15 protein-coding genes and 1 pseudogene are annotated in these 21,696 nt (G+C 58.6%); 11 read left to right on the plus strand and 5 right to left on the minus strand.

Annotated features, from left to right (window positions below):
* The first annotated feature begins 85 nt into the window (after window positions 1–85).
* Both ACQ4OB_RS26530 and ACQ4OB_RS26535 read left to right on the plus strand, forming a co-directional pair.
* Window positions 86–1,528 carry a mechanosensitive ion channel family protein gene (locus tag ACQ4OB_RS26530; RefSeq protein WP_074878619.1) on the plus strand — a complete coding sequence of 481 codons (1,443 nt, stop codon included), beginning with the start codon at window positions 86–88 and terminating at the stop codon, window positions 1,526–1,528.
* Between the two features lie 147 nt (window positions 1,529–1,675).
* On the plus strand, window positions 1,676–2,116 hold the full coding sequence (locus tag ACQ4OB_RS26535; protein WP_074878617.1) for a carboxymuconolactone decarboxylase family protein: 441 nt from the start codon (window positions 1,676–1,678) through the stop codon (window positions 2,114–2,116).
* On the opposite strand, the gene ACQ4OB_RS26540 is transcribed toward ACQ4OB_RS26535, so the two are convergent.
* Both ACQ4OB_RS26540 and ACQ4OB_RS26545 read right to left on the minus strand, forming a co-directional pair.
* Entirely contained in the window at window positions 2,117–3,709 is a 1,593-nt protein-coding gene (locus tag ACQ4OB_RS26540) for a DHA2 family efflux MFS transporter permease subunit (RefSeq protein WP_430956765.1), read from the minus strand.
* Window positions 3,706–4,827 (minus strand): HlyD family secretion protein, encoded by a 1,122-nt coding sequence (locus ACQ4OB_RS26545; protein WP_430956766.1) that lies wholly within the window; start codon window positions 4,825–4,827, stop codon window positions 3,706–3,708. Before ACQ4OB_RS26545 ends, ACQ4OB_RS26540 begins: the two co-directional genes overlap by 4 nt.
* 236 nt (window positions 4,828–5,063) lie before the next feature.
* Here ACQ4OB_RS26545 and ACQ4OB_RS26550 point away from each other — a divergent pair, with 236 nt between their 5' ends.
* From ACQ4OB_RS26550 to queC, 3 genes are all read left to right on the plus strand, one after another.
* Window positions 5,064–6,791, plus strand: coding sequence for a ShlB/FhaC/HecB family hemolysin secretion/activation protein (locus tag ACQ4OB_RS26550; protein WP_430956767.1), 1,728 nt, complete (start codon window positions 5,064–5,066; stop codon window positions 6,789–6,791).
* A gap of 92 nt (window positions 6,792–6,883) precedes the next feature.
* Complete coding sequence (locus tag ACQ4OB_RS26555; protein ID WP_430956768.1) at window positions 6,884–11,395, plus strand: hemagglutinin repeat-containing protein; 4,512 nt, start codon at window positions 6,884–6,886, stop codon at window positions 11,393–11,395.
* 300 nt (window positions 11,396–11,695) lie between these two features.
* Window positions 11,696–12,385, plus strand: coding sequence for a 7-cyano-7-deazaguanine synthase QueC (queC, locus tag ACQ4OB_RS26560; RefSeq protein ID WP_430956769.1), 690 nt, complete (start codon window positions 11,696–11,698; stop codon window positions 12,383–12,385).
* Window positions 12,386–12,442: 57 nt separating this feature from the next.
* Here the strand turns inward: queC and ACQ4OB_RS26565 are convergent, their stop codons facing one another.
* Together ACQ4OB_RS26565 and ACQ4OB_RS26570 are read right to left on the minus strand one after the other, a co-directional pair.
* A complete protein-coding gene (locus ACQ4OB_RS26565; RefSeq protein ID WP_430956770.1) occupies window positions 12,443–13,321 on the minus strand; it encodes a queuosine precursor transporter in 879 nt (292 codons plus the stop codon).
* Window positions 13,311–13,907 (minus strand): helix-turn-helix transcriptional regulator, encoded by a 597-nt coding sequence (locus tag ACQ4OB_RS26570; protein ID WP_074878603.1) that lies wholly within the window; start codon window positions 13,905–13,907, stop codon window positions 13,311–13,313. Before ACQ4OB_RS26570 ends, ACQ4OB_RS26565 begins: the two co-directional genes overlap by 11 nt.
* A gap of 396 nt (window positions 13,908–14,303) precedes the next feature.
* Here ACQ4OB_RS26570 and ACQ4OB_RS26575 point away from each other — a divergent pair, with 396 nt between their 5' ends.
* The 5 genes and pseudogenes from ACQ4OB_RS26575 to ACQ4OB_RS26595 form a co-directional block, all read left to right on the plus strand.
* Window positions 14,304–14,690 carry a DUF6124 family protein gene (locus tag ACQ4OB_RS26575; protein ID WP_430956771.1) on the plus strand — a complete coding sequence of 129 codons (387 nt, stop codon included), beginning with the start codon at window positions 14,304–14,306 and terminating at the stop codon, window positions 14,688–14,690.
* A 33-nt stretch (window positions 14,691–14,723) separates the two neighbouring features.
* The gene (locus ACQ4OB_RS26580; RefSeq protein WP_074878600.1) at window positions 14,724–14,990 is read left to right on the plus strand and encodes a hypothetical protein; all 267 of its coding nucleotides are present in this window, start codon (window positions 14,724–14,726) and stop codon (window positions 14,988–14,990) included.
* Window positions 14,991–15,163: 173 nt separating this feature from the next.
* Window positions 15,164–15,664: a sigma-70 family RNA polymerase sigma factor gene (locus tag ACQ4OB_RS26585; RefSeq protein WP_076028078.1), complete on the plus strand. Its 501-nt coding sequence runs from the start codon at window positions 15,164–15,166 to the stop codon at window positions 15,662–15,664.
* Between the two features lie 40 nt (window positions 15,665–15,704).
* The gene (locus ACQ4OB_RS26590) at window positions 15,705–16,688 is read left to right on the plus strand and encodes a FecR family protein (RefSeq protein ID WP_430956772.1); all 984 of its coding nucleotides are present in this window, start codon (window positions 15,705–15,707) and stop codon (window positions 16,686–16,688) included.
* 97 nt (window positions 16,689–16,785) lie between these two features.
* A pseudogene (locus ACQ4OB_RS26595) lies at window positions 16,786–19,092 on the plus strand (TonB-dependent siderophore receptor); the annotation flags it as partial.
* 139 nt (window positions 19,093–19,231) lie between these two features.
* On the opposite strand, the gene ACQ4OB_RS26600 reads toward ACQ4OB_RS26595, so the two are convergent.
* A complete protein-coding gene (locus ACQ4OB_RS26600; RefSeq protein WP_102616738.1) occupies window positions 19,232–20,383 on the minus strand; it encodes an MFS transporter in 1,152 nt (383 codons plus the stop codon).
* Window positions 20,384–20,650: 267 nt separating this feature from the next.
* Between ACQ4OB_RS26600 and ACQ4OB_RS26605 the strand changes: the two genes are divergently transcribed.
* Window positions 20,651–21,643 (plus strand): diaminopimelate epimerase, encoded by a 993-nt coding sequence (locus tag ACQ4OB_RS26605; RefSeq protein WP_430956773.1) that lies wholly within the window; start codon window positions 20,651–20,653, stop codon window positions 21,641–21,643.
* Window positions 21,644–21,696 lie beyond the last annotated feature (53 nt).

Consider the following 21,696-nt stretch of genomic DNA (forward strand, 5'->3'; position numbering starts at 1 on the left):
CCCACATTGGTTTTGCATCAAACACTCCTACAATGTGCCCAATCTGTGAGATCTTCGCGCCACTGGTCCTTGCTGGAGTTGCTTGATGCTGTCACTGCTTACCGATCACCCATTGATCTGCGCGATGACTTTGGTCCTTATCGATCTGGGGCTGTGGCGCCTGCTCAGTGCCAATGGCAGCAACTGGAAACTGTTGGTGCGGCTGGTGATTTTTTCGTTGTTCAGTGTCCTGCTGTTCAACGAAGGCCTGAACCCCATGGAGCCGGCGCCCTGGGCCGACAATGTCCCGCTGCACCTGGCGGCGACCGGATTGCAGATCGGCTGGTGGTTGTTCGGTGCGCGCACCCTGACGGTGCTGATCGGCGCGGGGATGATGCAACGGGTCGGGCATACGGGGCGCTTGCTCCAGGATTTGCTCGGCGCGGTGATTTTCCTGATCGCGATCATCGCGGCTCTGGCGTATGTCCTCGACCTGCCGGTCAAGGGCGTGCTGGCAACCTCCGGCGCGTTGGCGATCATCGTCGGCCTGGCCTTGCAAAGCACCCTCAGCGACGTGTTCTCCGGGATCGTCCTGAACACCACCAAACCCTATCAACTGGATGACTGGATCTCGATCGACGGCACCGAAGGTCGGGTCACCGATATCGACTGGCGCGCGACGCGCCTGCAAACCTCCCAAGGCAGCATGGCGGTGATCCCCAACTCCCTGGCGGCCAAGGCCAAGATCATCAATTTCAGCCGGCCCAGTGACATTTTTGGTGTCTCTATCAGCCTGCAACTGAGCCCGCACGCACGTCCGCAAACCGTCATCGAAGCACTGGAGCGGGCGATGGAGGGTTGTCGTTATCTGTTGAACAAACCGGCGCCGTGTGTCGCGTTGAAAGGCTCCAGCGCCACCGGCGTGGAATACGAAATCAGTGGTTTCGTGGTCTCCATGGACCAGAAGCGCATGGTCCGAAACCTGCTGTTCGATTTGGCATTCCGGCACTTGCAGGCCAGCGGGGTCAGCCTGTTGTCGAGCGTCGAACCCAACGCACCTGCCAACCTGTCGCGGCCACGGGCATTGCTGGACGCGTCGAGTATTTTCTCGACCCTGCGTCAGGAAGAGAAAGAAACCTTCAGCCAGAACATGACACTGCAAACCTTCCGCGCCGGCGAAATGATCCTGCCGGCGGGGGAGGTCAGCGATCATTTGTTCATCATCGAATCCGGTGTGGTGTCGGTGGAGCTGAGCCGTGGCGGGGTCAAGTTCGAGTCCGGGCGCATGGGCCCGGGTGAGGTGATCGGCGAAGGCGGGATCTTGTCCGATACGGCGCTACCGGCGGACTTCAGCGCCAAGACCTTCTGCAGCTTGTACCGGATCGAAAAGGAGTACCTCACACCGTGTCTGGATGCGCGGCATGACATCAGCGAAGCGATGAAGGCGTTACTGGATTTCCGCTTGAACAAGGCGCAGACGTTGACCCAGGAAGCGCCTAGGGTTGTGCAGAAGAAGGGGTTTTTGCAGTGGCTGCGCAATCGAGCGTAAGGGCTCGGAGATCACGGGAGCGGGTGCAATCGAGTGCACCGTCAGCCGGCGTCCCATTGGCATCCTCAACTTCCCAATAATTGGCTATTTTCTGCCATTCAGTGCGCGATTAACGTAGCTCCACATCCCTTGTGACTGGAGCTCACCATGCAACCGCGTATCGATTTCTACACCGCGTCCCCCGATGCACTCAAAGCCATGATCGCGCTGGAAACCGCTGTTTCGAAGTTGCCGCTTGAAAAGACCTTGATCGAACTGGTCAAGCTGCGTACCTCGCAAATCAACGGCTGCGCCTTCTGCCTTGATATGCACAGCGCCGATGCCCGCAAGGGCGGTGAAGACGAGCGCCGCCTGTACACACTGTCGGCCTGGCGTGAAACGCCGTTTTTTTCCCCACGTGAACGTGCTGCGCTGGCCTGGACCGAGTCCTTGACGCTGCTGAGCCAGACCCACGCCCCGGATGAGGACTACGAGCTGGCGGCGTCCGAGTTCAGCCCGAAGGAACTGGTCGACTTGACTGTGGCCATTACCACGATCAACGCCTGGAACCGTCTGGCGGTTGGTTTCCGCAAAATGCCTCAAGCCTGATCAATGAGCGTCTGCTGACGGCGCGGCCGGTGGTTGCACCTTGCGCATCAAGGGCACCATCGCCGTGGCGATGATGAAGCAGACCATGATCATCAGGAACGCATCGCCATAGGTTTGTGTCTGCGCTTCGCGATAGGTCAGTAGCCACAGTTGATGCAGGCTGGCGGTGACGCCCTCGTCACCGCTTTGGCCGAGGGCGGCGAAGTTGTTGCCGACCTGGGACAGCCACTGGTTCAGTGCTTCGTTGGTGCTGTTGAGATTTTCCGCCAACCGGGTGAAGTGCAGGTTGGTGCGGTCATTGAGAATGGTCGCGCACGCGGCGATGCCGATGGCACCTCCCAGGTTTCGCATCAGGTTGAATAACCCCGAAGCATGTTTGAGCCGCGCCGGTGCCAGACCACCCAAGGTCAACGTCACCGCTGGCGGCACCGCCAATTGTTGGGCAATCCCGCGCAGCGCTTGCGGCAGCATCAATTCCTTGGCCCCCCAGTCATGGGTGATCGGGCTGAAATCCCACATCGACAACGCGAACAACCCCAGGCCGATCATCATGACCCAGCGCAGATCGATGCGATTGGCCAGAAAGGCGTACAGCGGAATCGCCATGATCTGGAACACCCCGGTGGAGAAAACCGCCAGACCAATGTCCAGTGCGCCATAGCCACGTACCCGGCCGAGAAACAGCGGCGTCAGGTAAATGGTGGCGAACAGGCCGATGCCGGTCACGAACGAAAAGAAGCAGCCAAGGGCGAAGTTGCGGTCTTTCAGGGCGCGCAAATCGACGATCGGGTTGGCGACGTGCAAGGTTCGACCAATGAACGCCAGGCCGGCCAATGCGCTGACCCATGCCGTGGTCAGAATCGTGCTGTCGCTGAACCAGTTCCAGCGCGGGCCTTCTTCGAGGGTGTATTCCAGGCAGCCGAGAAACAGCGCCATGAACACCATGCTCAAGTAGTCAGCCCCTTTAAGCAGCGACAATTCCGGCTGATCGATCTTCACCAGCATCGGCACCGCCACAGCGACGAAAATTCCCGGCACCAAATTGATGTAGAACAGCCAGTGCCAGGAGGAAACATCGGTAATCCAGCCACCGATGACCGGCCCCAGGGTCGGTGCCAACGACGCCACCGCGCCAATGGTCGCAGCCGCGATCACCCGTTGCTTGCCGGTAAAGAAAAAGAACGCGGTGGTGAACACCAGCGGGATCATCGAACCGCCGAGAAACCCTTGCAGGGCGCGGAAGGCGATCATGCTCTGAATGTTCCAGGCCGCGCCGCATAGCAGGCTGGCCACGGTGAAACCCACCGCAGAAGCGCAGAACAGCCAGCGTGTCGAGAACACTCGGGACAGCCAGCCGGACAGCGGGATCACGATGATTTCAGCAATCAGGTAACTGGTTTGCACCCACGCCGTTTCGTCGGTTCCCGCCGAGAGCCCGCCGCCGATGTCGCGCAGCGAGGCCGAGACGATCTGGATGTCCAGCAGCGCAATGAACATGCCGATGCACATCGTGGCGAAGGCGAAAACCTTGGTCGCCGTTGCCATGTCGGCGGCATTGAACGGTTGTGCGGGGGCGGCGAGAGTGCGGCTCATGGCGCACTGGCCACGGCTGGCGTTTCGGCTTCCTTGCGAGTGTCCACTTCAGCGGTGACCGACAGGCCCGGACGCAGATGGCCGAGCACGCCATCGGCCGGATCAAGCGCGATGCGCACCGGCACCCGCTGGACGATTTTGGTGAAGTTGCCGGTGGCGTTTTCTGGTGGCAGCACGCTGAACTGCGAACCACTGGCCGGCGCAAGGCTGTCCAGATGACCGTGGAATTCCTGCCCCGAGAGCACGTCGGCATGAATGATCACCCGTTGCCCCGGTGTCATTCGCGATAGCTGATCTTCCTTGAAATTGGCATCGACCCACAGTCCGCTGGCCGGTACCACCGACAGCAGTTGCGAACCCGCCTGGGCATACGCGCCGACCCGCGCTCGGCGATTGCCGATCACGCCGTCCACCGGGGCCTTCAGTTCGGTGTAACCCACATTCAACTGCGCCAGATCACGTTCGGCACGGGCCTGCATCAGCGCGGCGCGAGCTTGTTGTTTCTGGGTTGCAATCACATTCAACTGACGTTGTGCGGCGAGCAATTCAGCCTGGGCCCGGGCGCTGAGGGCTTGGGCGGTCTTGAAAGTGGCGTTGGCGCGTTGGGCGCTTTCCACCGAGACAGCGTTGCTGCCGATCAGTTTTCTATAGCGAGCATCGTCATCCCGGGAGCGGGTGGTTTCGGCACCGGCGGCATCAATCCCGGCACGAGCCTGGCCGATCACCGCGTGTTGCAATTGTTCGGTGGCATCGAGATTGGCGAGCAGCGCTTCTTCGGCGGCCACCGCACATTCGGCCTTGGCCAGGTTGGCGCGGTGGTCGCGGGAGTCGAGACGAATCAGCACATCGCCGGCCTTGACCTTCTGGTTGTCGGTGACCAGCACCTCTTCGATATAACCCGCTACCTTCGGCCCGATCACCGTCACGTCGCCGCCGATGTAAGCATCGTCGGTTTCTTCGATGAAACGGCCAACGGTCCACCAATGAGTCGCATACAGCCCGGCGAACACCAGGGCAGCGATAACCACAGCCAGCAAGATCAACCGTTTGAGCAGGGGAGGCTTGGGTGTGCTCACCGGGACTGCGAGGTCGGGTTCAAGGGTGGGCATGCTGGTCATAGGGATTACCTGTGGGATGCGGGTATTTATTACGAATGTAATATGACGTAGGTAATATTTTGTGGCAATTGATTTTTGTTGCCGATCGTCAGGTGGCCTCGTGGAAAGAAAGCTAACCATTTGTTTAAGAAATGTAAGCGTTGTAGGACGCGTCTTGCATTTGCGTAGGAACGATCTGACTATCACTCGCATTAATGGAGTGGCATTAAGCCATTTAATGACCGCAAGGATGTTGAGTGCCGTATTCGTTTTGCGCTGTTCCTCGTCGTAGTCCCACGCCTTGCACGCTGTTGTCGGCCTTGCTGCTGAGCCTGAGTGTTTCCTCGCTCAAGGCGGCCGAACCCTCCGCTCCAGGCCAGGAAGTGCTACGCCAGCAGCAACAACAACAGCGCGACCTGCAACAACTGCAACTGGAACAGCGCCGCCGGCAACTGGAGCGCGGCAGTTTTGGTGCGGCGCCGGTCACGCCTGTCGTTCCTGCCACGGTGCCTGCCGATGAGCGCTGCTGGCCCCTGAGCGGAACGCGCATTGGCGGCGTGACGCTGATCAGCAGCCAGACACTCAATGAGCGAATCAAACCGCAGCTGTCGTCGTGCATGGGCGTCGGTCAGATCAACCATTTGCTGGCGACCATCACTGGCCTGTATGTCGAGGCGGGTTACATCGCCAGTCGGCCGTACCTGCGCAGCGCGCCAGCGGCGGGGCAGTCGCTGGATATCGTGGTCGATGAAGGCTACGTCGAGTCCATCGAGCTGGCCGACCAGAGTCTGCCGGTGTCCCTTGGCGGTGCATTTCCCGGCATGCTCGGCAAGCCGCTGAACCTGCGGGACCTGGAGCAAGGCCTGGATCAGTTGAACCGCTTGCGCTCCGTGGATTTCACCGCCGACATCGCCCCCGGCAGCCAACCCGGTGCTTCACGACTGATCCTGCGTTCGCGCACCCATGGGCAGTCGCGTTGGGCGTTGGGCCTGGGCGTGGACAACCTCGGCAGCGCCAGCACCGGGCGCGATCGCGACACCTTGAACCTGAGCCTGGACAGCCCGCTGGAGTTCAACGACGCGCTCAATCTGAACGTCAGCGACACCCTCAATCAGGGCGACCGCTACAGCCGCAATGCCAGTTTGTACTACGCCATTCCCTACGGTTACTGGACTTACAGCCTGTTCGCCAGCCACGCCGAATACCGTGCGCCGTTCAAACTCAGCACGCTGACATTCCACAGCACCGGCATCACCGATCAACTGAGCCTGCGCGCCGACCGAGTGCTGTGGCGAGATCAAAGCCGTCAACTGAGCTCCAACCTGCAACTGGCCCACAAGGACGTCGACAGTTACTTGGAAAACATTCGCCTGGGCATCCAGAGCCCGACCCTGACCGTGGCCGAAGCCGGACTCAATCTGTTCTGGCTCAACAGCGCGGTGTGGAACCTGGACATCCATTACGCCCAAGGGCTGCGCTGGCTCGGTGCCGACGACGATGCCCAACGCCAGGTCAACGACGTGCCCAAGGCGCAGTTTCGCAAATACCGCGCCGGCCTCAGCCAGTGGCGCAATGGCCAACTCGGTCAGCAGGCCTGGCAATGGCAGAGCCAGTTCAACGTGCAATACAGCTCCGATCCGCTGCCGGCCATCGAGCAATTGCTGGGCACCGACGATTCCGCGGTGCGCGGCTATCGGGTCAGCAGTGCGTCCGGTGCCAGTGGCGCGATCTGGCGCAATACCTTGCGCCTGCCATTGCGTAGCGCTTTGCCAGTGCAGATCACCCCACGTTTGGGCCTGGATAACGGCTGGATCAAGGCCGACCACGGCGCTCAAGGGCAACGCCTGAGCGGCGCCAGCGCCGGGGTCAACTTGAGCTGGAAAAACCTGCAAGTCGACGTTGATTACCAACGCAGCCTCAATACCCCCAACGGTTTGCAACATGAGCCAGAGACCTGGCTGATGCGCGTGGGGTTGCAGATATGAACACCAACAAACAGCCGTCGGACCTGAGCGCCACAGCCACGGCCAACAACTCAGCGCGCAACGTGATGCCGCACTTTAATTGAGAGGTTTTTATGCCTGCACAGACATTTGCGTTTCATCTTTCCCCTCGGGGCAAACTGCGCTGGGCAATTGCCAGCCTGTTCCTGATTGCTCACCTGCCCAACGCTTTGGCAGGGGGCGTAGTGGTCGCGCCAGGCCCCGGCGGCACCGCGCAATTGCAAACCCAGGGCGGCGTGCCCATCGTCAACATCGTTGCGCCTAATGGTTCCGGCCTGTCCCATAACCAGTTCCTGGACTACAACGTCGACCGTCAGGGCCTGGTGCTGAACAACGCGCTGCAAGCCGGGCAGTCGCAACTCGCCGGGCAACTGGCAGCCAACCCACAATTCAAGGGGCAGGCCGCGAGCGTGATCCTCAATGAAGTGATCAGTCGCAACCCCTCGGCCCTCAACGGCGCCCAGGAGATCTTCGGTCGCGCCGCCGATTATGTGTTGGCCAACCCCAACGGAATTTCGGTGAACGGCGGCAGTTTCATTAACACCCCGAACGCCAATCTGGTGGTCGGTCGCCCCGAACTGAACGACGGCAAGCTGCAAACCCTCAGTACCCGCGACGCCACCGGCTCGTTGCAGATTCAAGGTGCGGGCCTGCAAAACCGCGAAGGCTCGGTCAACCTGATCGCCCCACGCATCGACAGCCAGGGCAACCTGAGCGCCCGGGATCAGTTGAACCTCACCGTTGGCCGCAACCAGGTGGATTACGCCAGCGGCCAGGTGAAAACCGTGGACCCGGCCGGCAACTCTCAAGACCAACGCATCGACGCCAGCCTGTTCGGTGCGATGCAGGCAGGGCGCATCAACATCGTCAGTACCGCCGAGGGCGCGGGGGTGCGGGTCGGTCCGGTACAGGTCGACGGTCGTGATGGCGTACAGATTCGTTCCGCCGGTGACCTGAGTATCAGCGGTCAAGCAGTTCCCGACAGCCTCGATGTGGTCCGCGCCGGTGTGCGCAGCAGTCAGGGCGATGTCGGTCTGCACAGCGGCAAGGACCTGCTGCTGGCTGCTGCCGATGTCAGTGGCCGTGACGTCAAGCTCGACGCCAAACGTAACCTGACCTTGACCACCGTCGAAAGCCGCAAGCTGCAAGAGAAACGCGAAAACTGGAACAACAGCACCATCGGCATCACCTGGGAAACCTACGACCGGACCCAGACCGACAGCGACTCGCGCCAGCACGGCAGCCAGATTCTCTCCAGCCGTGATATCGGGTTGTCGTCCGGTGGCAACACCGAACTCAAAGCGACCAAGGTCGACGCTGCCAACACTCTCAGCGTCCAGAGCGGCGGCGATCTGCGCCTGACCGCCGCCACCGAAAGCCATACCCAAACCGATCAGGGCAACCATCGCAAACACCTGTGGAAAGCCAACTGGGACACCAGCAGCGAAGAGCAGCGCAGCGTCACCAGCCAGTTGAAGGGCGGCAATATCGCCTTGGCCACGGCGGCGCTGTTACGTGCCGAGGGCGCGGAGTTGAGCAGCAAGGGTGATATCCAGCTCGCCGGCAAACAGGTTGAGATCACCAGCACCAGCCGTACCCAACGCAACAGTGACAATCGCTATTCCGGTGACTTGGTGGGCGGCGGTTTCTTCGGCAAGACCGGCGACGCGGATCGGGGAAAAACCCTGAATCAGGGCAGCAAGGTCAATGCCGGCGGCAAACTGATCGTCAAGGCTGACGATGTGCGCATCAGTGGCAGTCAGGTGCGCGGCGGCAGCGAAGCCAGCGTGATCAGCGACAAAGGCTCGTTGGTCATCGATGGCGTGCAAGACACCTCCCATGCCAACAGCCACGACAAGGACAGTAAGTTTTTCGGCATCACCAAGGATGAAACCCGTCAGAACGCCAAGGACAGCACCACGGTGCGCAGCGAGCTGACCTCCGACAGCAACCTCAAGCTCAAGAGCGCCAAAGACATCGAAGTGGCCGGCTCTACGGTCAAGGCTGGCGGTACCCTCAGCGCCGAGGCGGTGGGGGACGTCAATGTGCATTCCGCGCAGAACACCCATGAGTCCGGCAACACTACCGAAACCCGTGGCTTCGATGCCTATGCCAAGGAAAACACCCCGGGCGCCGGGCAGTACCGCGCCGGTGTGCATTACGAAGACAAGCAGCAAACCGCGAGTACCCGTGATGTCAGCCAGCAAGGCTCCAGCCTCAGCGGCGCCAACGTGCAACTGGCGGCAGGCGGTGATCTGACCCTTAAAGGTGCCGAGGTCAAAGCCACAAGCGGCGACACGACCCTGAGCGGTAAAAACGTGTCGCTGCTGGCCGAGCAGGACAGCCACAGCACTTCGACGGACACAACCAGCACCAGCGGCGGTTTCTACTACACCGGCGGCCTCGATCGTGCCGGCAGCGGAGTGGACTTCACCCACAGCACGTCCCAGGACACCACGAACAAAACCACCGCACAAACCACCAGCGTCCAAAGCAGCGGCAACCTGAATATAAACACCGGCAAACTCACCACTGAAGGCGCGCGTATTGATGCGGGCAAAGGTCTGAATGTCGCCGCCACCGAGGTCGACAATCGGGCCGCGAGCAACACCGACAGCAGCACCCATAAAGACAGCAACTGGTCGGCAGACGTCGGTGCCAACGTCGAATACAAAGACATCGCCCGGCCGATCGCCAAAGCCGTCGAAGGCGTACTGAACGGCAAGGTGCCGGACAAGGACACACTCTCCAATCTCGGCCAGCCGAATGTCGGCATCGACGTGGCGATCGGTCATCAGAACGGCAGCCATACCGAGCAAAGCAGCAACGCCGTGGTCAGCCAGTTCAAGGGTGGCACGGTGGACGTGAATGTCGCTGGCACATTGCAGGATCAGGGCACTCAGTACCAGGCGAGTGCGGGCAAAGTGAACATCAGTGCCGACACGTTGGGGGCGAACGCCGCGAGCAATACCCAAGGGAGCACTGATCAGGCGCTGGATGCCAAGGCTGACGTGCGGGTCTACACCAAAACCGGTGAGGACGTGAATGTCAGCGGCAGCGGTGCGGGCGGCAGCAGCCAGACGCGCAAAGACAGCTCCACCGCTGTGGTCGGCGGCTATGCCGGTAGCCAAGGCGTGAACATCAACCTGCGGAATGACGGCCAGTTTGAAGGCAGCCATTTCGATGGCGGGCAGGGCGGTGTTTCGATTAAAACCGGTGGTGAGCTGGCGTTGAATCAGGCCAATGACCGCCAGAGCAACGACAGCTCCAGCCTGCGTGGCAATGGTTCGCTGAGCGTCGGAACCGCGCCTGGCACCGATGGCACTAACGTCAACCTCGGTGCCGGTTTCCAGCTCGATCACAAAGGCAATCAGACTCAGGACAGCCAGGCTCGCATGGCAAGTATCGAGGGCAAAGGCCCGGTGCAATTGAGCAGCGGCGGCGACCAGATCCTGCAAGGGACGACAATCGATACCGTCGGCGCCATCCACCTGAAGGCCGACGGCAAACTCGACCTGCAAGCGGCCACCGACACCCATCACGCCACCGGCAGCAATCTCGGCGGCGGTTTGAAGGTGGGCGGCAGCAAAACCAATACCGAGAAAAGCCTCGATCAGGGCGGCAACCTGAGCGCCAACTTCAACATCGGTCGGGTCAATGAAAGCAACCAGACACTGAGTGGCGGCAAGCTCAAAAGCCAGGACAAGATTCAACTCAGCGGCGATTCGATCCACCTGCAAGGCACTCAGGTCAGCGCGTCGAACGTTGCCCTTGATGCGCAAAACGGCGGGATCTATCAGGAGTCGGCTCAGTCCACGCAAAACCACACGAACTGGAACGTCGCCCTGAATGCCGGCGGTAATCTGAGCAACAGCACTCCGACGGCCACCAACGAAAAAGACGTGGCCAAGAGTGATCATGGCTTCAATGCCGGGGCCAAGGTGGGCGTGGATTACCTGCAAGGCACGACTCAGCAGAACAGCCAGATCAAGGCTGATAGCGTGGTATTGAACAGCGCGGGCGATGCGCAGTTTGCCGGTGCGCGGATCGATGCGACGAAGGTCAGCGGCAAGGTCGCTGGCGACCTGACCGTGGAAAGCCGTCAAGACAGCCAGACCAGCGCGAAGGTCGATGTTGACCTCGGTTTGACCGGCATAAAAACAGCGTCCGCTGACAAGGACAAAGTGGCCGACAACACTAAACCGGGCGGGACGAACTACAAGCCGACCCTGAAACTGGATGCCGGTTACGCCCATAAGGACAGCGTCAACCAGGCGTCCGGCATCAACGGCATACAAGGCGTGAATCTCAAGGTTGGCGGTGCAACGCAATTGACCGGTGCACGGGTTGCGTCATCTGAAGGTCGTGTTGATTTAGGGGGCTCCAAGGTCAGCACCACCGACCTGAGCAACCGCGATTACGGGGTCAAGGCTGGACTCGATCTGCCAGAAAAACCGCAAACCGAGGGCAGCAAACCCGACGTTTCCGCCGCTGGGGACCACAGCGTCAAACTAGGCCCCGTGACCCTTGGCGGTCATTACGACAGCCAGATACTGCAAGCCGGGATCGACGAGAAAAACATCTAAGCCCCACATGCATCCCCCAGTGGGAGCGGGCTTGCTCGCGAAAGTAGTGGGTCAATCGACATCAATGTTGCTGACACACTTTCGCGAGCAAGCCCGCTCCCACAGGGACCGCGTTACTGCCGTTTGAAGCGGGTCATCAGTGATGACTGGTTGAAACATCCCTCGGGAATCCCGCATGGAAATGACACAAACGGAAATCGGAGACGGTCATTTCGGAAACTTCCCACATCCAGCATTTGAGCTTCCCGGTAGGGTCAATGGCCCCGGCAATGTGCCGAGCCTCCCAAGGAAGAACGCACCATGACCAGAAAGGCCGTTATCGTTTTCAGCGGCGGACAGGATTCAACCACCTGCTTGATCCACGCATTGCCGCTGTACGATGAAATTCATTGCATTACGTTTGATTATGGCCAGCGCCAGCGTGCAGAAATCGAAGTGGCGCAACAGCTTTCAAAGCAGCTTGGCGTGAAGGTGCACAAGGTATTGGACACTTCATTGCTAAACGAACTGGCTATCAGCAGCTTGACGCGCGATCACATTCCCATTGCAAGGAGTACAGGGGAGGGCGTGCCTGATACGTTCGTGCCGGGCAGGAATATTCTGTTTTTAACGTTGGCTTCTATTTACGCCTATCAAGTGGGTGCCGAAGCTGTCATCACGGGTGTTTGTGAAACGGATTTCTCTGGCTATCCGGATTGTCGAGATGAGTTTGTGAAGGCTATGAATAAAGCAATTGAGTTGGGAATGGATTATAAATTGCGAGTTGAGACGCCGCTTATGTGGCTGAATAAAGCTGAGACCTGGGCTTTGGCTGATTATCATGAGAAGTTGGATTTGGTTCGTTGCCATACATTGACTTGTTATAACGGAATGATGGGGAGTGGGTGCGGCGACTGTGATGCGTGTGCTCTTCGTGCGAAAGGGTTGAGTGAGTTTTTGGAGAGTAGAGCTGAGCTAGTACAAAGTCTAAAAACTAAATTAGAGCTGTAGGAGGTAATGTGCAGCGGGGGAGTGTGAATTAGCTGCTCATTGCCACTCCCCTAGACCTTATGCAGTTTCGGCTTCAGATATGTACTTCTTAAATAATGATCTTGCTCCGTAGGCTGGCAGAATATTAAAAACAGCAAAAAACATTTTTATAGTTATCTGGATGTAAACTATATATAGTATTTCGTTGTTCTGCATAGTTCCATGAAACGCAACAAAGCAAAAAATGAAGCTGTCTATAATGACGGCAAAAAAAGTGCTGAAAAATACTCGCAAGAATAAAAACCTAGAGTTCGTAAGTTTCTTTATTCTGCATAGAAGGTAAGAGTTGACGTATTCAGAAAAAAGAAAGGAAATGCAAGAAGCAACTAACACAGATGATACATGTGTAATCACCTCACTGTAGGGGGCATCGAGTTTCCAGCCGGCTAACCCGGGAAGGTAGCTGGTGGCGCTTAGTAAAAGGATAATAAACGCGTTGCTTGCAAAAGCAAAAAGTATGGCTCTCCTCGCGAGCCTGAGTCCATAAGATTCATTTAGTATGTCAACTACTAAAAAGGTGAGTGGATATAGAAAAACGCCCGGGGTAACTACAATGTCAAATAGTTCTATGTATACCAGTTTCGTCGCGGCAACGTTTGTGAATATGTACAGTGCGAAAAGAAGGAGATTGAGGGCGACGTAAGTCATCCACGACCTTTCATTGCGATCATTCATTTCGTATGCGGTTAACGCAGTGCCGCCAGAATAATGTTTTCGATATATGTCTTTGATTTCCGGTTTGCTGAGGTCGTCTATTATTTCGCTTTTTAATATATCACCTATCTTTGTTTTTATAATTTTTCCTGTGGAAATCACCATAATAACTACAAGGTTCTTGTTTTTTTCAAAACCCAATAATTTGTATTTGCTGTTTTCGGCTTCGTTGTTATTTACCATTAAATCTCTCCTCGATCACTATCCCAATAATGTAGCTAGTGTCGGTGTCAAACCCGTCCGTGGTAATGCGTAGTTTTTTTGTTGTTGTGTCGTACGCCAATTTTTCTCCATCGCCAGTTGACGAGCCCTTCTTCACTATCAAGATATCTCCCGGTTCGTTCATGCCACTGATTTCATTCTCCAGAAGTACACCTATTAAATTGCAGGCCGTGCCAAAGTAATATGTCAGCGGATGCGTTATGGCTAACTCACCAATTCTTTTGTCCAGGCTTTCAATCAGTAAGCACTCTTTAATGACCGGGACTGCTGCGGGGTTCATATTCCCTTGTGGTGATACACTGCTCTCTATTGTTTCTTTCTCTTCAAAATCTATTGTCTCTATCTCTTTATAAGACACACCAAAGAAATCCGATATTTTTCGAATCGTTGATTGTTGTACATGGATAACCCTTCCTTCCAGAATGTTGTAGATGGTCGTTCGGGTCAATCCGCTAGCATTGCACAAGGAAAGCCGGGTCTCTCCACGGCTCTTTATCAGGTACTTGATGTTGTTCTTTAAATTTTCCGTTCTGTCTTTCTTGTGCATTAAATATTTACCATTTGCTTGTCGCTGCAACAGATTGCATGTAAGGAGATGATTCGCTTTGAGTGCAGCATCCTACACGTCTGCTCCGTCGGCAAAATAGATAATTTTTCACTCGGGTTAAATAACTGCGAAATATTTTTTATTGCCATGATTGAGTTCTGACATGTCATGTAAGACGCTGCCTACTAAGCTTGTAGAAATTTCTTACAGTAACTAGGAAGGGCTGAAAAATATTGATCTGGTAAGAATCATTTAATTACACAGATGTTCATTTATTTGATTAATTAAATAGAATTTTCTGGTAATAAATCTACCGGTCCGCCCTGTATAGCCGCCACCCAATCCTAGTTGAGGGCAAGAGTCGGGCGCTTTCTTATCCTTGCAAGGAGTTCCGAAATGAAAAAGATCACTTCAATCGGTATCGAACCGTCAGACCTTCCGGCTGATGACACCATCGATTCATCCCGTCCCGCCAAAGTCACCGAACAACTCGTCAGCGTGCCCCTGCGCACTCACACACGTCCCGCCTCTGCGAGCTATTTCTTCGCCGTCGTTCCGGATGTCGACACGGAAGCTCTGCTCTGTCACGCCTCTGAAACCCTTGCCTCCCTCAGTGTCATGGCCACCGATCTTGCTCGTGAACTGGAAGGTCCTCGTCGCCATGTCATTGTGGGTATTCAGCAACTGTCGGCGCTGGGGGAATTGCTGGTCAATCGAGCGCTGGACAACCTGGAGCCGCCCCGGGGATCGTCTGAAAGTCGTCCGATGGCCAGTGCTGAATAATCGTGTGCCTTTTCCCAATGGAGGTTTTTTGTCATGGATCGATACATGCCCGTTACCGGCGTCGACTGCAACGTCCCATCATTGCTGATCGACACTGAAGCACCCCTGGATGTGTTGCATGAAACGGCGGCCTACCGCATTCGTACCGCAACGCAACTGCTGGAGAGCTTTGCGTTTGGCGAGGGTGTCCACAGTGAGCTGGCGCGGGTGTTGGTGACTTCATTGCGCGATGGCTGTGATTTGCTGGATGTCGTTGGACGACGGTTGCAGGGGCAGGTTTCCGTGCAGGAAAACAGGTAGTGCCGATCAATTAAGCCGTAACCCGATCCGTAGCAGGCTTTGTCAGCTGCTACGGTCGGTGCCGTTCCTTGACTGAGCGGCTCCGACGGCCGGTTCCTGCGGCGGGTTAATCCCGTTGCTTCCGGTTAATAGGAAGCATTACTATTCACGCCCCGTCTTCACAGCACATCGCAATGACCCCCAAGCTGCCCCGCAGACACGGCTTTTTCGAGCATTACGAAGAGTTGGTCGGGACCTGGACCCGTCGCCTGAGAAATCGTCAGCAGGCCGAGGACCTGGCCCACGACACCTTCGTGAGGGTGCTTGAGTCTGATTCGGCGGCGGTCGCACAACCTCGGGCGTATTTGCACCAGACCGCGCGCAACATCGCCGTGGATGGTTATCGGCGGGAGGATCGGCGGAGCGCCATGGAGTCGGAGGCGATCGATCACAGTGTGTCGTCGTCCGGCGACCCGGAGCATTTCATGCAGGCGATCCAGTTGGCTGACTCCATTGAACGGGCGCTCACCGAGTTGCCGGTCAACTGCCGCAAAGTGTTTGTCTGGCAGAAGATCGAAGGCCTGACCCAGGCCGAAATCGCCGAACGCCTGGGGCTGTCCAAGAACATGGTGGAAAAGTATATGATCCGCACGCTGCGGCATCTGCGCGACCGCCTTGACGGATTGCAGCCATGATCGGCGGTGCCTTTTCATCCCCAGCCAAACAGGAACTTCCATGATGGATACTCGTGATTGTGCGTGCGGGCAAACAACGGTTCGCGACGATGCGGCGCGGTGGTTTGTGCGTTTGCAGGAACCTGCGATCAGTGTCGAAGAGTACCGGCATTTCGACGCCTGGCTGGACGAACACCCTCAGCATCGCGACGAATTCCAGTTGCTCCAGGGCTTGTGGGCGGCGGCTGATTTGCTGCCGGCGGCGCGTCTGCAAGCCTTGTGCGAAACCCCGCCGGTGCGCAGCAAGCGTCGCCCGCTGGTGCGTTATGCGGTGGCGGCCAGCGTGTTGGCCGTCGCGCTCGGCCTGGGGTTGTTCAGCGGTTTGAATCACCCGGCGATCTACACCGCCGAATTTTCCACGGCCCTGGGCGAGCGACGTCATGTGGCGTTGCCGGACGGTTCGGTGATCGACTTGAACAGCCGCAGCCGCGTTGAGGTGCGCTATGAGAACGACCGCCGCCGCATCGAGCTGACGCAGGGCGAAGCGATGTTCAGCGTCGAGCACGACGCCCGCCGGCCCTTTGTGGTCGAGGCGGGCAGCGGCAAGGTCACGGTCACCGGCACCCGTTTTGATGTGCGCCGCGACACCGTCCAAACCCGGGTCGTGGTGGAGCAGGGCACCGTCAAGGTTCAGGGGCACGCTGCGGCGGACAGCGATTTCATCAGCCTCACGGCCGGCCTCGGCACGCACATCGATGCCCAAGGCAAAGTGGCCGCAGCCTACGCGGTCAATCCTGCCGAGCTGACCGCCTGGCGCAGCGGCAAACTGGTGTTCAGCAACGCCAGGCTCAGCGACGTCGCCGAGGAGGTTTCGCGCTATCGAGAGAAGCCGCTCACCGTCGGCAACGACAAAGTGGGCAATCTGCGTCTGACCAGCGTGTTCAAATCCGACAACACCGACGCACTGCTCAAGGCCTTGCCGAGCATTCTGCCGGTGGCCGTGCGCACCCTCGATGACGGCAGTCAGGAAATAATTTCAAAATAAATTCAGGTTTTTTTCGAGTTGATCGTCTTCCTGTCCAACTGCAACTGGTTTGCATTAACAGGCGCACACTCTTGCGATCCACAGGACTACGTTCGACGTGAAAAAATCCACCGCTAAAAACAATAAATCACCTTGGTTACGCCTCGCTCTCGCCCTGGCTGTCACTGCGGCACTGCCCCAGGCTTTTGCCGCCGAGGCGATCCGCATCCCGGCGCAACCCCTGGGTCAGGCCCTGAGTGAACTGGGCCAGCAAACCTCGCTGCAGGTGTTTTTCAGCCCTGAGCTGGTCGCCGGCAAACAGGCCCCTGCAGTGGACGGCAACCTTTCGCCGGAAGACGCGTTGCGCCAACTGCTGCAAGGCAGCGGCTTGCAATACCAGATCGACGAAGGTTCGGTCACGTTGATGCCGGCTCCGACTTCGGCTGCCAACGGCCCTTTGGAACTGGGCGTGACCGACATCAAGGTGGTCGGCAACTGGCTCGGTGACGCCGATGCCGCCGTGGTGCAGAACCATCCCGGCGCCCGCACGGTGATTCGCCGTGAGGCGATGGTCGAGCAGGGCGCAATGAACGTCGGCGACGTGCTGAAGCGCGTGCCCGGTGTGCAAGTGCAGGACGCCAACGGCACCGGCGGCAGCGACATCTCCCTGAACGTCGGGGTGCGCGGCCTGACTTCACGCCTGTCGCCACGCTCCACCGTGTTGATTGACGGCGTGCCGGCAGCGTTTGCCCCGTACGGCCAACCGCAATTGTCCATGGCGCCGATTTCCTCCGGCAACCTCGACAGCATCGACGTGGTTCGTGGCGCCGGGTCCGTGCGTTACGGGCCGCAGAACGTCGGCGGCGTGATCAACTTCGTTACCCGCGCGATTCCGGAAAAAGCCACCGGTGAAATCGGCTCGACCCTGGAAACCTCCCAGCACGGTGGCTGGAAGCACATCGACACAGCGTTTCTCGGCGGCACCGCGGACAACGGCATCGGCATGGCGCTGCTGTACTCGGGCGTGAACGGCAACGGTTACCGTGAACGCAACAACGGCAACGACATCGACGACGTGATCCTCAAGACCCACTGGGCACCCACCGATGTCGACGATTTCAGCCTCAACTTTCACTACTACGACGCCAGCGCCGACATGCCCGGCGGCCTGACCCAGGCGCAGTACGACGCCGATCCGTACCAGTCCGACCGCAACAACGACAACTTCAGCGGCCGCCGCAAGGACGTCTCGTTCAAGTGGGTACGGCAGATCGACGACCGCACCCAGGCCGAAGTGCTGACTTACTATTCCGACAGCTTCCGTGGCAGCAACATCGCCGCTCGCGATCAGAAAACCCTCGGCTCGTTCCCGCGTACTTACTACACCTTCGGGATTGAACCGCGGGTGTCCCGTGTGTTCGATGTCGGCCCGACCACCCAGGAAGTCAGTGTCGGTTATCGCTACCTCAAGGAAGGCATGCACGAAGAGGCGAGCCGCCTGGCGCTGGTCAACAACGAGCCGGTCGCGACCAGGAGCTCGGACGGCCATGTGTATCAGGACCGCACCGGCGGCACTGAAGCCAACTCGGTGTACGTCGATAACAAAATCGACGTCGGTAACTGGACCATCACCCCCGGCATCCGCTTTGAACACATCAGCACCGACTGGCACGACCGCCCGGTGCTCGACACCGCTGGCAGACCGGTGCCGGAAAAGAACCGCAGCATCGAAAGCAACGAGCCGCTGCCGGCCCTGAGCGTGATGTATCACGTGTCGGAAGAGTGGAAGCTGTTTGCCAACTACGAAACCTCGTTCGGCAGCCTGCAGTATTTCCAGCTCGGCCAGGGTGGCTCGGGTGACGAACCCGCCAATGGCCTGGAACCGGAAAAGGCCAAGACCTACGAGGTCGGCACGCGCTACAACAATGATGTGTGGGGCGGGGAAGTGACGCTGTTCTACATCGACTTCGATAAAGAGCTGCAATACATCAGCAACGATGCGGGCTGGACCAACCTCGGCGCGACCACGCACCAGGGTCTTGAAGCCTCGGTGCATTACGACATGGCGGCGCTGGACCCACGGCTCGATGGCCTGACCGCCAATGCCGGCTTCACCTACACGCGCGCCGTTTATGAAGGCGAGATCCCGGGCTTCAAGGGCCGTGACCTGCCGTTCTACTCGCGTCAGGTGGCGACCGCCGGTCTGCGTTACGACATCGACCGCTGGACCTATAACCTCGATGCCTTTGCCCAGTCCAAGCAGCGTTCGCCGGGCGTGGCGGTGAACGCTGATGGCAGTTTCAGCGGCAACTACATCACCGAAGGCACTGCGGACGGCCAGTACGGCGACATTCCGGGTTACGTCACCTGGAACGTACGCGGCGGTTATGACTTCGGCGCGACGCTTTCGAACCTGAAAGTCGGTGTTTGTGCAGGCTAGCGTCGGGTTCTGAGACCGAGGTGACTTCATCGCGAGCAGGCTCGCTCCCACACTTGATCGGCGTCGAACACAGACAGTGTGTGCACCGACGATTCCTGTGGGAGTGAGCCTGCTCGCGATGCTTTTAGACTTTCAACACCTTTCCGCCAATAGCCACCGCCACCAGCAACACCGCCATCAACCCGAAGGCAAAACTCAAACTGCTGCCATGGGCGATAAACCCGATCAACGCAGGCCCCGCAAGAATCCCCGCATAACCCAGTGTGGTAATGGCCGGTACGGCGACGCTTTCGGGCATCACCGTCTGTTTGCCCACGGCGGTGTACAGCACCGGCACAATGTTCGAACAACCCGCTCCCAACATTGCATAACCCACCAGCGCCGCTTCCCAGCTCGGGGCGAAGGTTGCTACAAACAGACCCGCTGCGGCCGTCAACCCACCGAACACAATCACCCGCGTGGCGCCGAGACGACGCACGATCGAGTCACCGGTCAACCGTCCGACGGTCATGGTCAGCGCAAACGCCGCGTAACCCAGTCCCGCATAAGCGGTGTCGATCCCGCGTTCCTGCGCCAGGAACACCGCGCTCCAGTCGAGCGCCGCACCTTCGGCGAGGAACACGATGAAACACATCCCGCCGATGAACAGCACGATGCCATGGGGAACGGCAAACGCCGGCCCCGAACTTTCGCTGCCGTAAGGCAAGAGGTGCGGCGCGGCCTTGGCCAGGGCGATCAGCAGCATCACGATCACTACCAGCGTTGCTCCCAGCGGTGAAACCCCGAAGCCGAGCAGGGCGCTGACGCCCGCCGCACCGACTATCCCGCCGAGGCTGAACAGCCCATGGAAGCCCGACATCATGGTCTTGCCGCTGGCCCGTTCGACGATCACCGCTTGCAGGTTCACCGTCGAATCCACCGTACCCAGCCCCGCGCCGAACATGAACAACGCAGCAATCAACGCCGGAATCGACGTCACCGTCGCCAGCAGCGGCAGGGCCGCGCAGATCAGCAATACCCCGGCGCTCACCACCCGGCGACAACCGAAACGCGTGGCCAAAAGCCCCGCCAACGGCATCGCCAGAATCGACCCCACCCCCAGGCACAACAGCAGCAAACCGAGCGTCCCTTCATCCAGCCCGGCCCGAGCCTTGGCATAAGGCACCAGCGGTGCCCACGCAGCGATGCCGAAACCGGCGATGAAAAAGGCGATGCGCGTGGACATCTGCTCCAGGCGTCCGGGAACAAATGCGGTTTGGGTGTTGAGGTTGGTCATATCAATCCTTGGCAAAAGCGTCGCGTACCCAAGGGACAGTGATCGACCTGTAAGGGTTCGATATCCAGTCCGCGGGATTGGCAGTCAGGCAGGGCGCCATCGTTGCACAGCGTGACCCTCTGCCGCGAGCGCAAGTGCCGCCATTGTCCGGTTGGAGGCGATATGGACCATCCCCCTCAGGCTTTATTCGATGAAGGGAAAGATTGACGGTTGAAATAGCGTTGATGCATTTTTCAGGCACTTTCTGGCTGACTTCAGGACCGAACCATGACGCCGTTCTACGATGCTCGAGGCAATATCTATGCGGTTGTGGCGCCTGACGCCGTGCGCCGGGCAGGTATGGATTTACCCGCGCAGGCCAGTCGCGCTGCGCAAACCCGCGCGGCATGGGCGGTTTCGGCTATCGAGGCTTTTTGTGGCTGGGCACCCGGTACACAACCGCCGGGTAGCAAGGATCATCGTTGCGATGGCTTGCTGATCGGGCCGTTTCAAGACTCGCCACCGTTTGACCTGCTGATCGTCAACACCGACGGCACCCTGGCCGAGCGCAGTGGCAACGGGCTGACGATTTTCTCTCAGGCCCTGAGTGAGCAAGGGCGGCTGCCGGGGGACGAGGTTTGTTTGCTCAGGGTTCATCACGACAAGGCTGATGCGGTTTCGCCAGTGGGTACTTCGGTGAAACCGACTGAGGTCGAGGGTGTGAAAGGGTTCTGGCTGGATTTGGGAAAACCCTCGTTCGGGCCTGACGCGGTGGGGGCAAAAGGGGTTGATGACGTGCTGTTGAACGATCGCGATGTCAGCCATGTGCAGGCGTTGTCGGCGCTTGATTTCTCCTGGTCGCGCAGCCAGTTCGTGCGTATCGGCAATCCGCATTGCGTGACGCTTTTGGAGAGCGCCGATGCATTACCAAGCAATGAGCAAATGCGCGAACCGGAGTTGTCCGAAGGGCTGACGCGTATCGCTTACGCCATGCCGGCCGGGACAGGAGAGCCGTGTGCTGCTGGCGTGAATCTGCAATGGGCGATGCTTGAGTCTGAAGGGCGAATCGTCGCGCGGGTATTCGAGCGCGGAGAGGGGCCGACAGCGTCGTCGGGTACCAGCGCCAGTGCGGTGGCTTGCGCGGCGTGGCGGGTGGGGTGGGTCAGTGCCGGGGAGGTGAAGGTGGTCATGCCTGGCGGTACGGCGCCGATTCTTCTGGAGGAAGAGCAGGGTGAGTTGAGTCGGGTCAGGTTGTTCGGCACGGCGCGGTTGATGGATTGAATTCAAGATTGCCTTCGCGAGCCTGCTCGCGAAGGCGTCAGCCCAGCCAACGC

The sequence above is a fragment of the Pseudomonas sp. ES4 genome, from assembly GCF_050586665.1.
GTDB classification, from domain to species: domain Bacteria; phylum Pseudomonadota; class Gammaproteobacteria; order Pseudomonadales; family Pseudomonadaceae; genus Aquipseudomonas; species Aquipseudomonas frederiksbergensis.

What these genes read in the sequence shown, in the direction of transcription:
- ACQ4OB_RS26530 (WP_074878619.1), top strand. Translation starts at nt 86, where the DNA reads ATGCTGTCACTGCTTACCGATCACCCATTGATCTGCGCGATGACTTTG.
- ACQ4OB_RS26535 (WP_074878617.1), top strand. Translation starts at nt 1,676, where the DNA reads ATGCAACCGCGTATCGATTTCTACACCGCGTCCCCCGATGCACTCAAA.
- ACQ4OB_RS26540 (WP_430956765.1), bottom strand. Translation starts at nt 3,709, where the DNA reads ATGAGCCGCACTCTCGCCGCCCCCGCACAACCGTTCAATGCCGCCGAC.
- ACQ4OB_RS26545 (WP_430956766.1), bottom strand. Translation starts at nt 4,827, where the DNA reads ATGACCAGCATGCCCACCCTTGAACCCGACCTCGCAGTCCCGGTGAGC.
- ACQ4OB_RS26555 (WP_430956768.1), top strand. Translation starts at nt 6,884, where the DNA reads ATGCCTGCACAGACATTTGCGTTTCATCTTTCCCCTCGGGGCAAACTG.
- queC (WP_430956769.1), top strand. Translation starts at nt 11,696, where the DNA reads ATGACCAGAAAGGCCGTTATCGTTTTCAGCGGCGGACAGGATTCAACC.
- ACQ4OB_RS26565 (WP_430956770.1), bottom strand. Translation starts at nt 13,321, where the DNA reads ATGGTAAATAACAACGAAGCCGAAAACAGCAAATACAAATTATTGGGT.
- ACQ4OB_RS26570 (WP_074878603.1), bottom strand. Translation starts at nt 13,907, where the DNA reads ATGCACAAGAAAGACAGAACGGAAAATTTAAAGAACAACATCAAGTAC.
- ACQ4OB_RS26575 (WP_430956771.1), top strand. Translation starts at nt 14,304, where the DNA reads ATGAAAAAGATCACTTCAATCGGTATCGAACCGTCAGACCTTCCGGCT.
- ACQ4OB_RS26580 (WP_074878600.1), top strand. Translation starts at nt 14,724, where the DNA reads ATGGATCGATACATGCCCGTTACCGGCGTCGACTGCAACGTCCCATCA.
- ACQ4OB_RS26585 (WP_076028078.1), top strand. Translation starts at nt 15,164, where the DNA reads ATGACCCCCAAGCTGCCCCGCAGACACGGCTTTTTCGAGCATTACGAA.
- ACQ4OB_RS26590 (WP_430956772.1), top strand. Translation starts at nt 15,705, where the DNA reads ATGATGGATACTCGTGATTGTGCGTGCGGGCAAACAACGGTTCGCGAC.
- ACQ4OB_RS26600 (WP_102616738.1), bottom strand. Translation starts at nt 20,383, where the DNA reads ATGACCAACCTCAACACCCAAACCGCATTTGTTCCCGGACGCCTGGAG.
- ACQ4OB_RS26605 (WP_430956773.1), top strand. Translation starts at nt 20,651, where the DNA reads ATGACGCCGTTCTACGATGCTCGAGGCAATATCTATGCGGTTGTGGCG.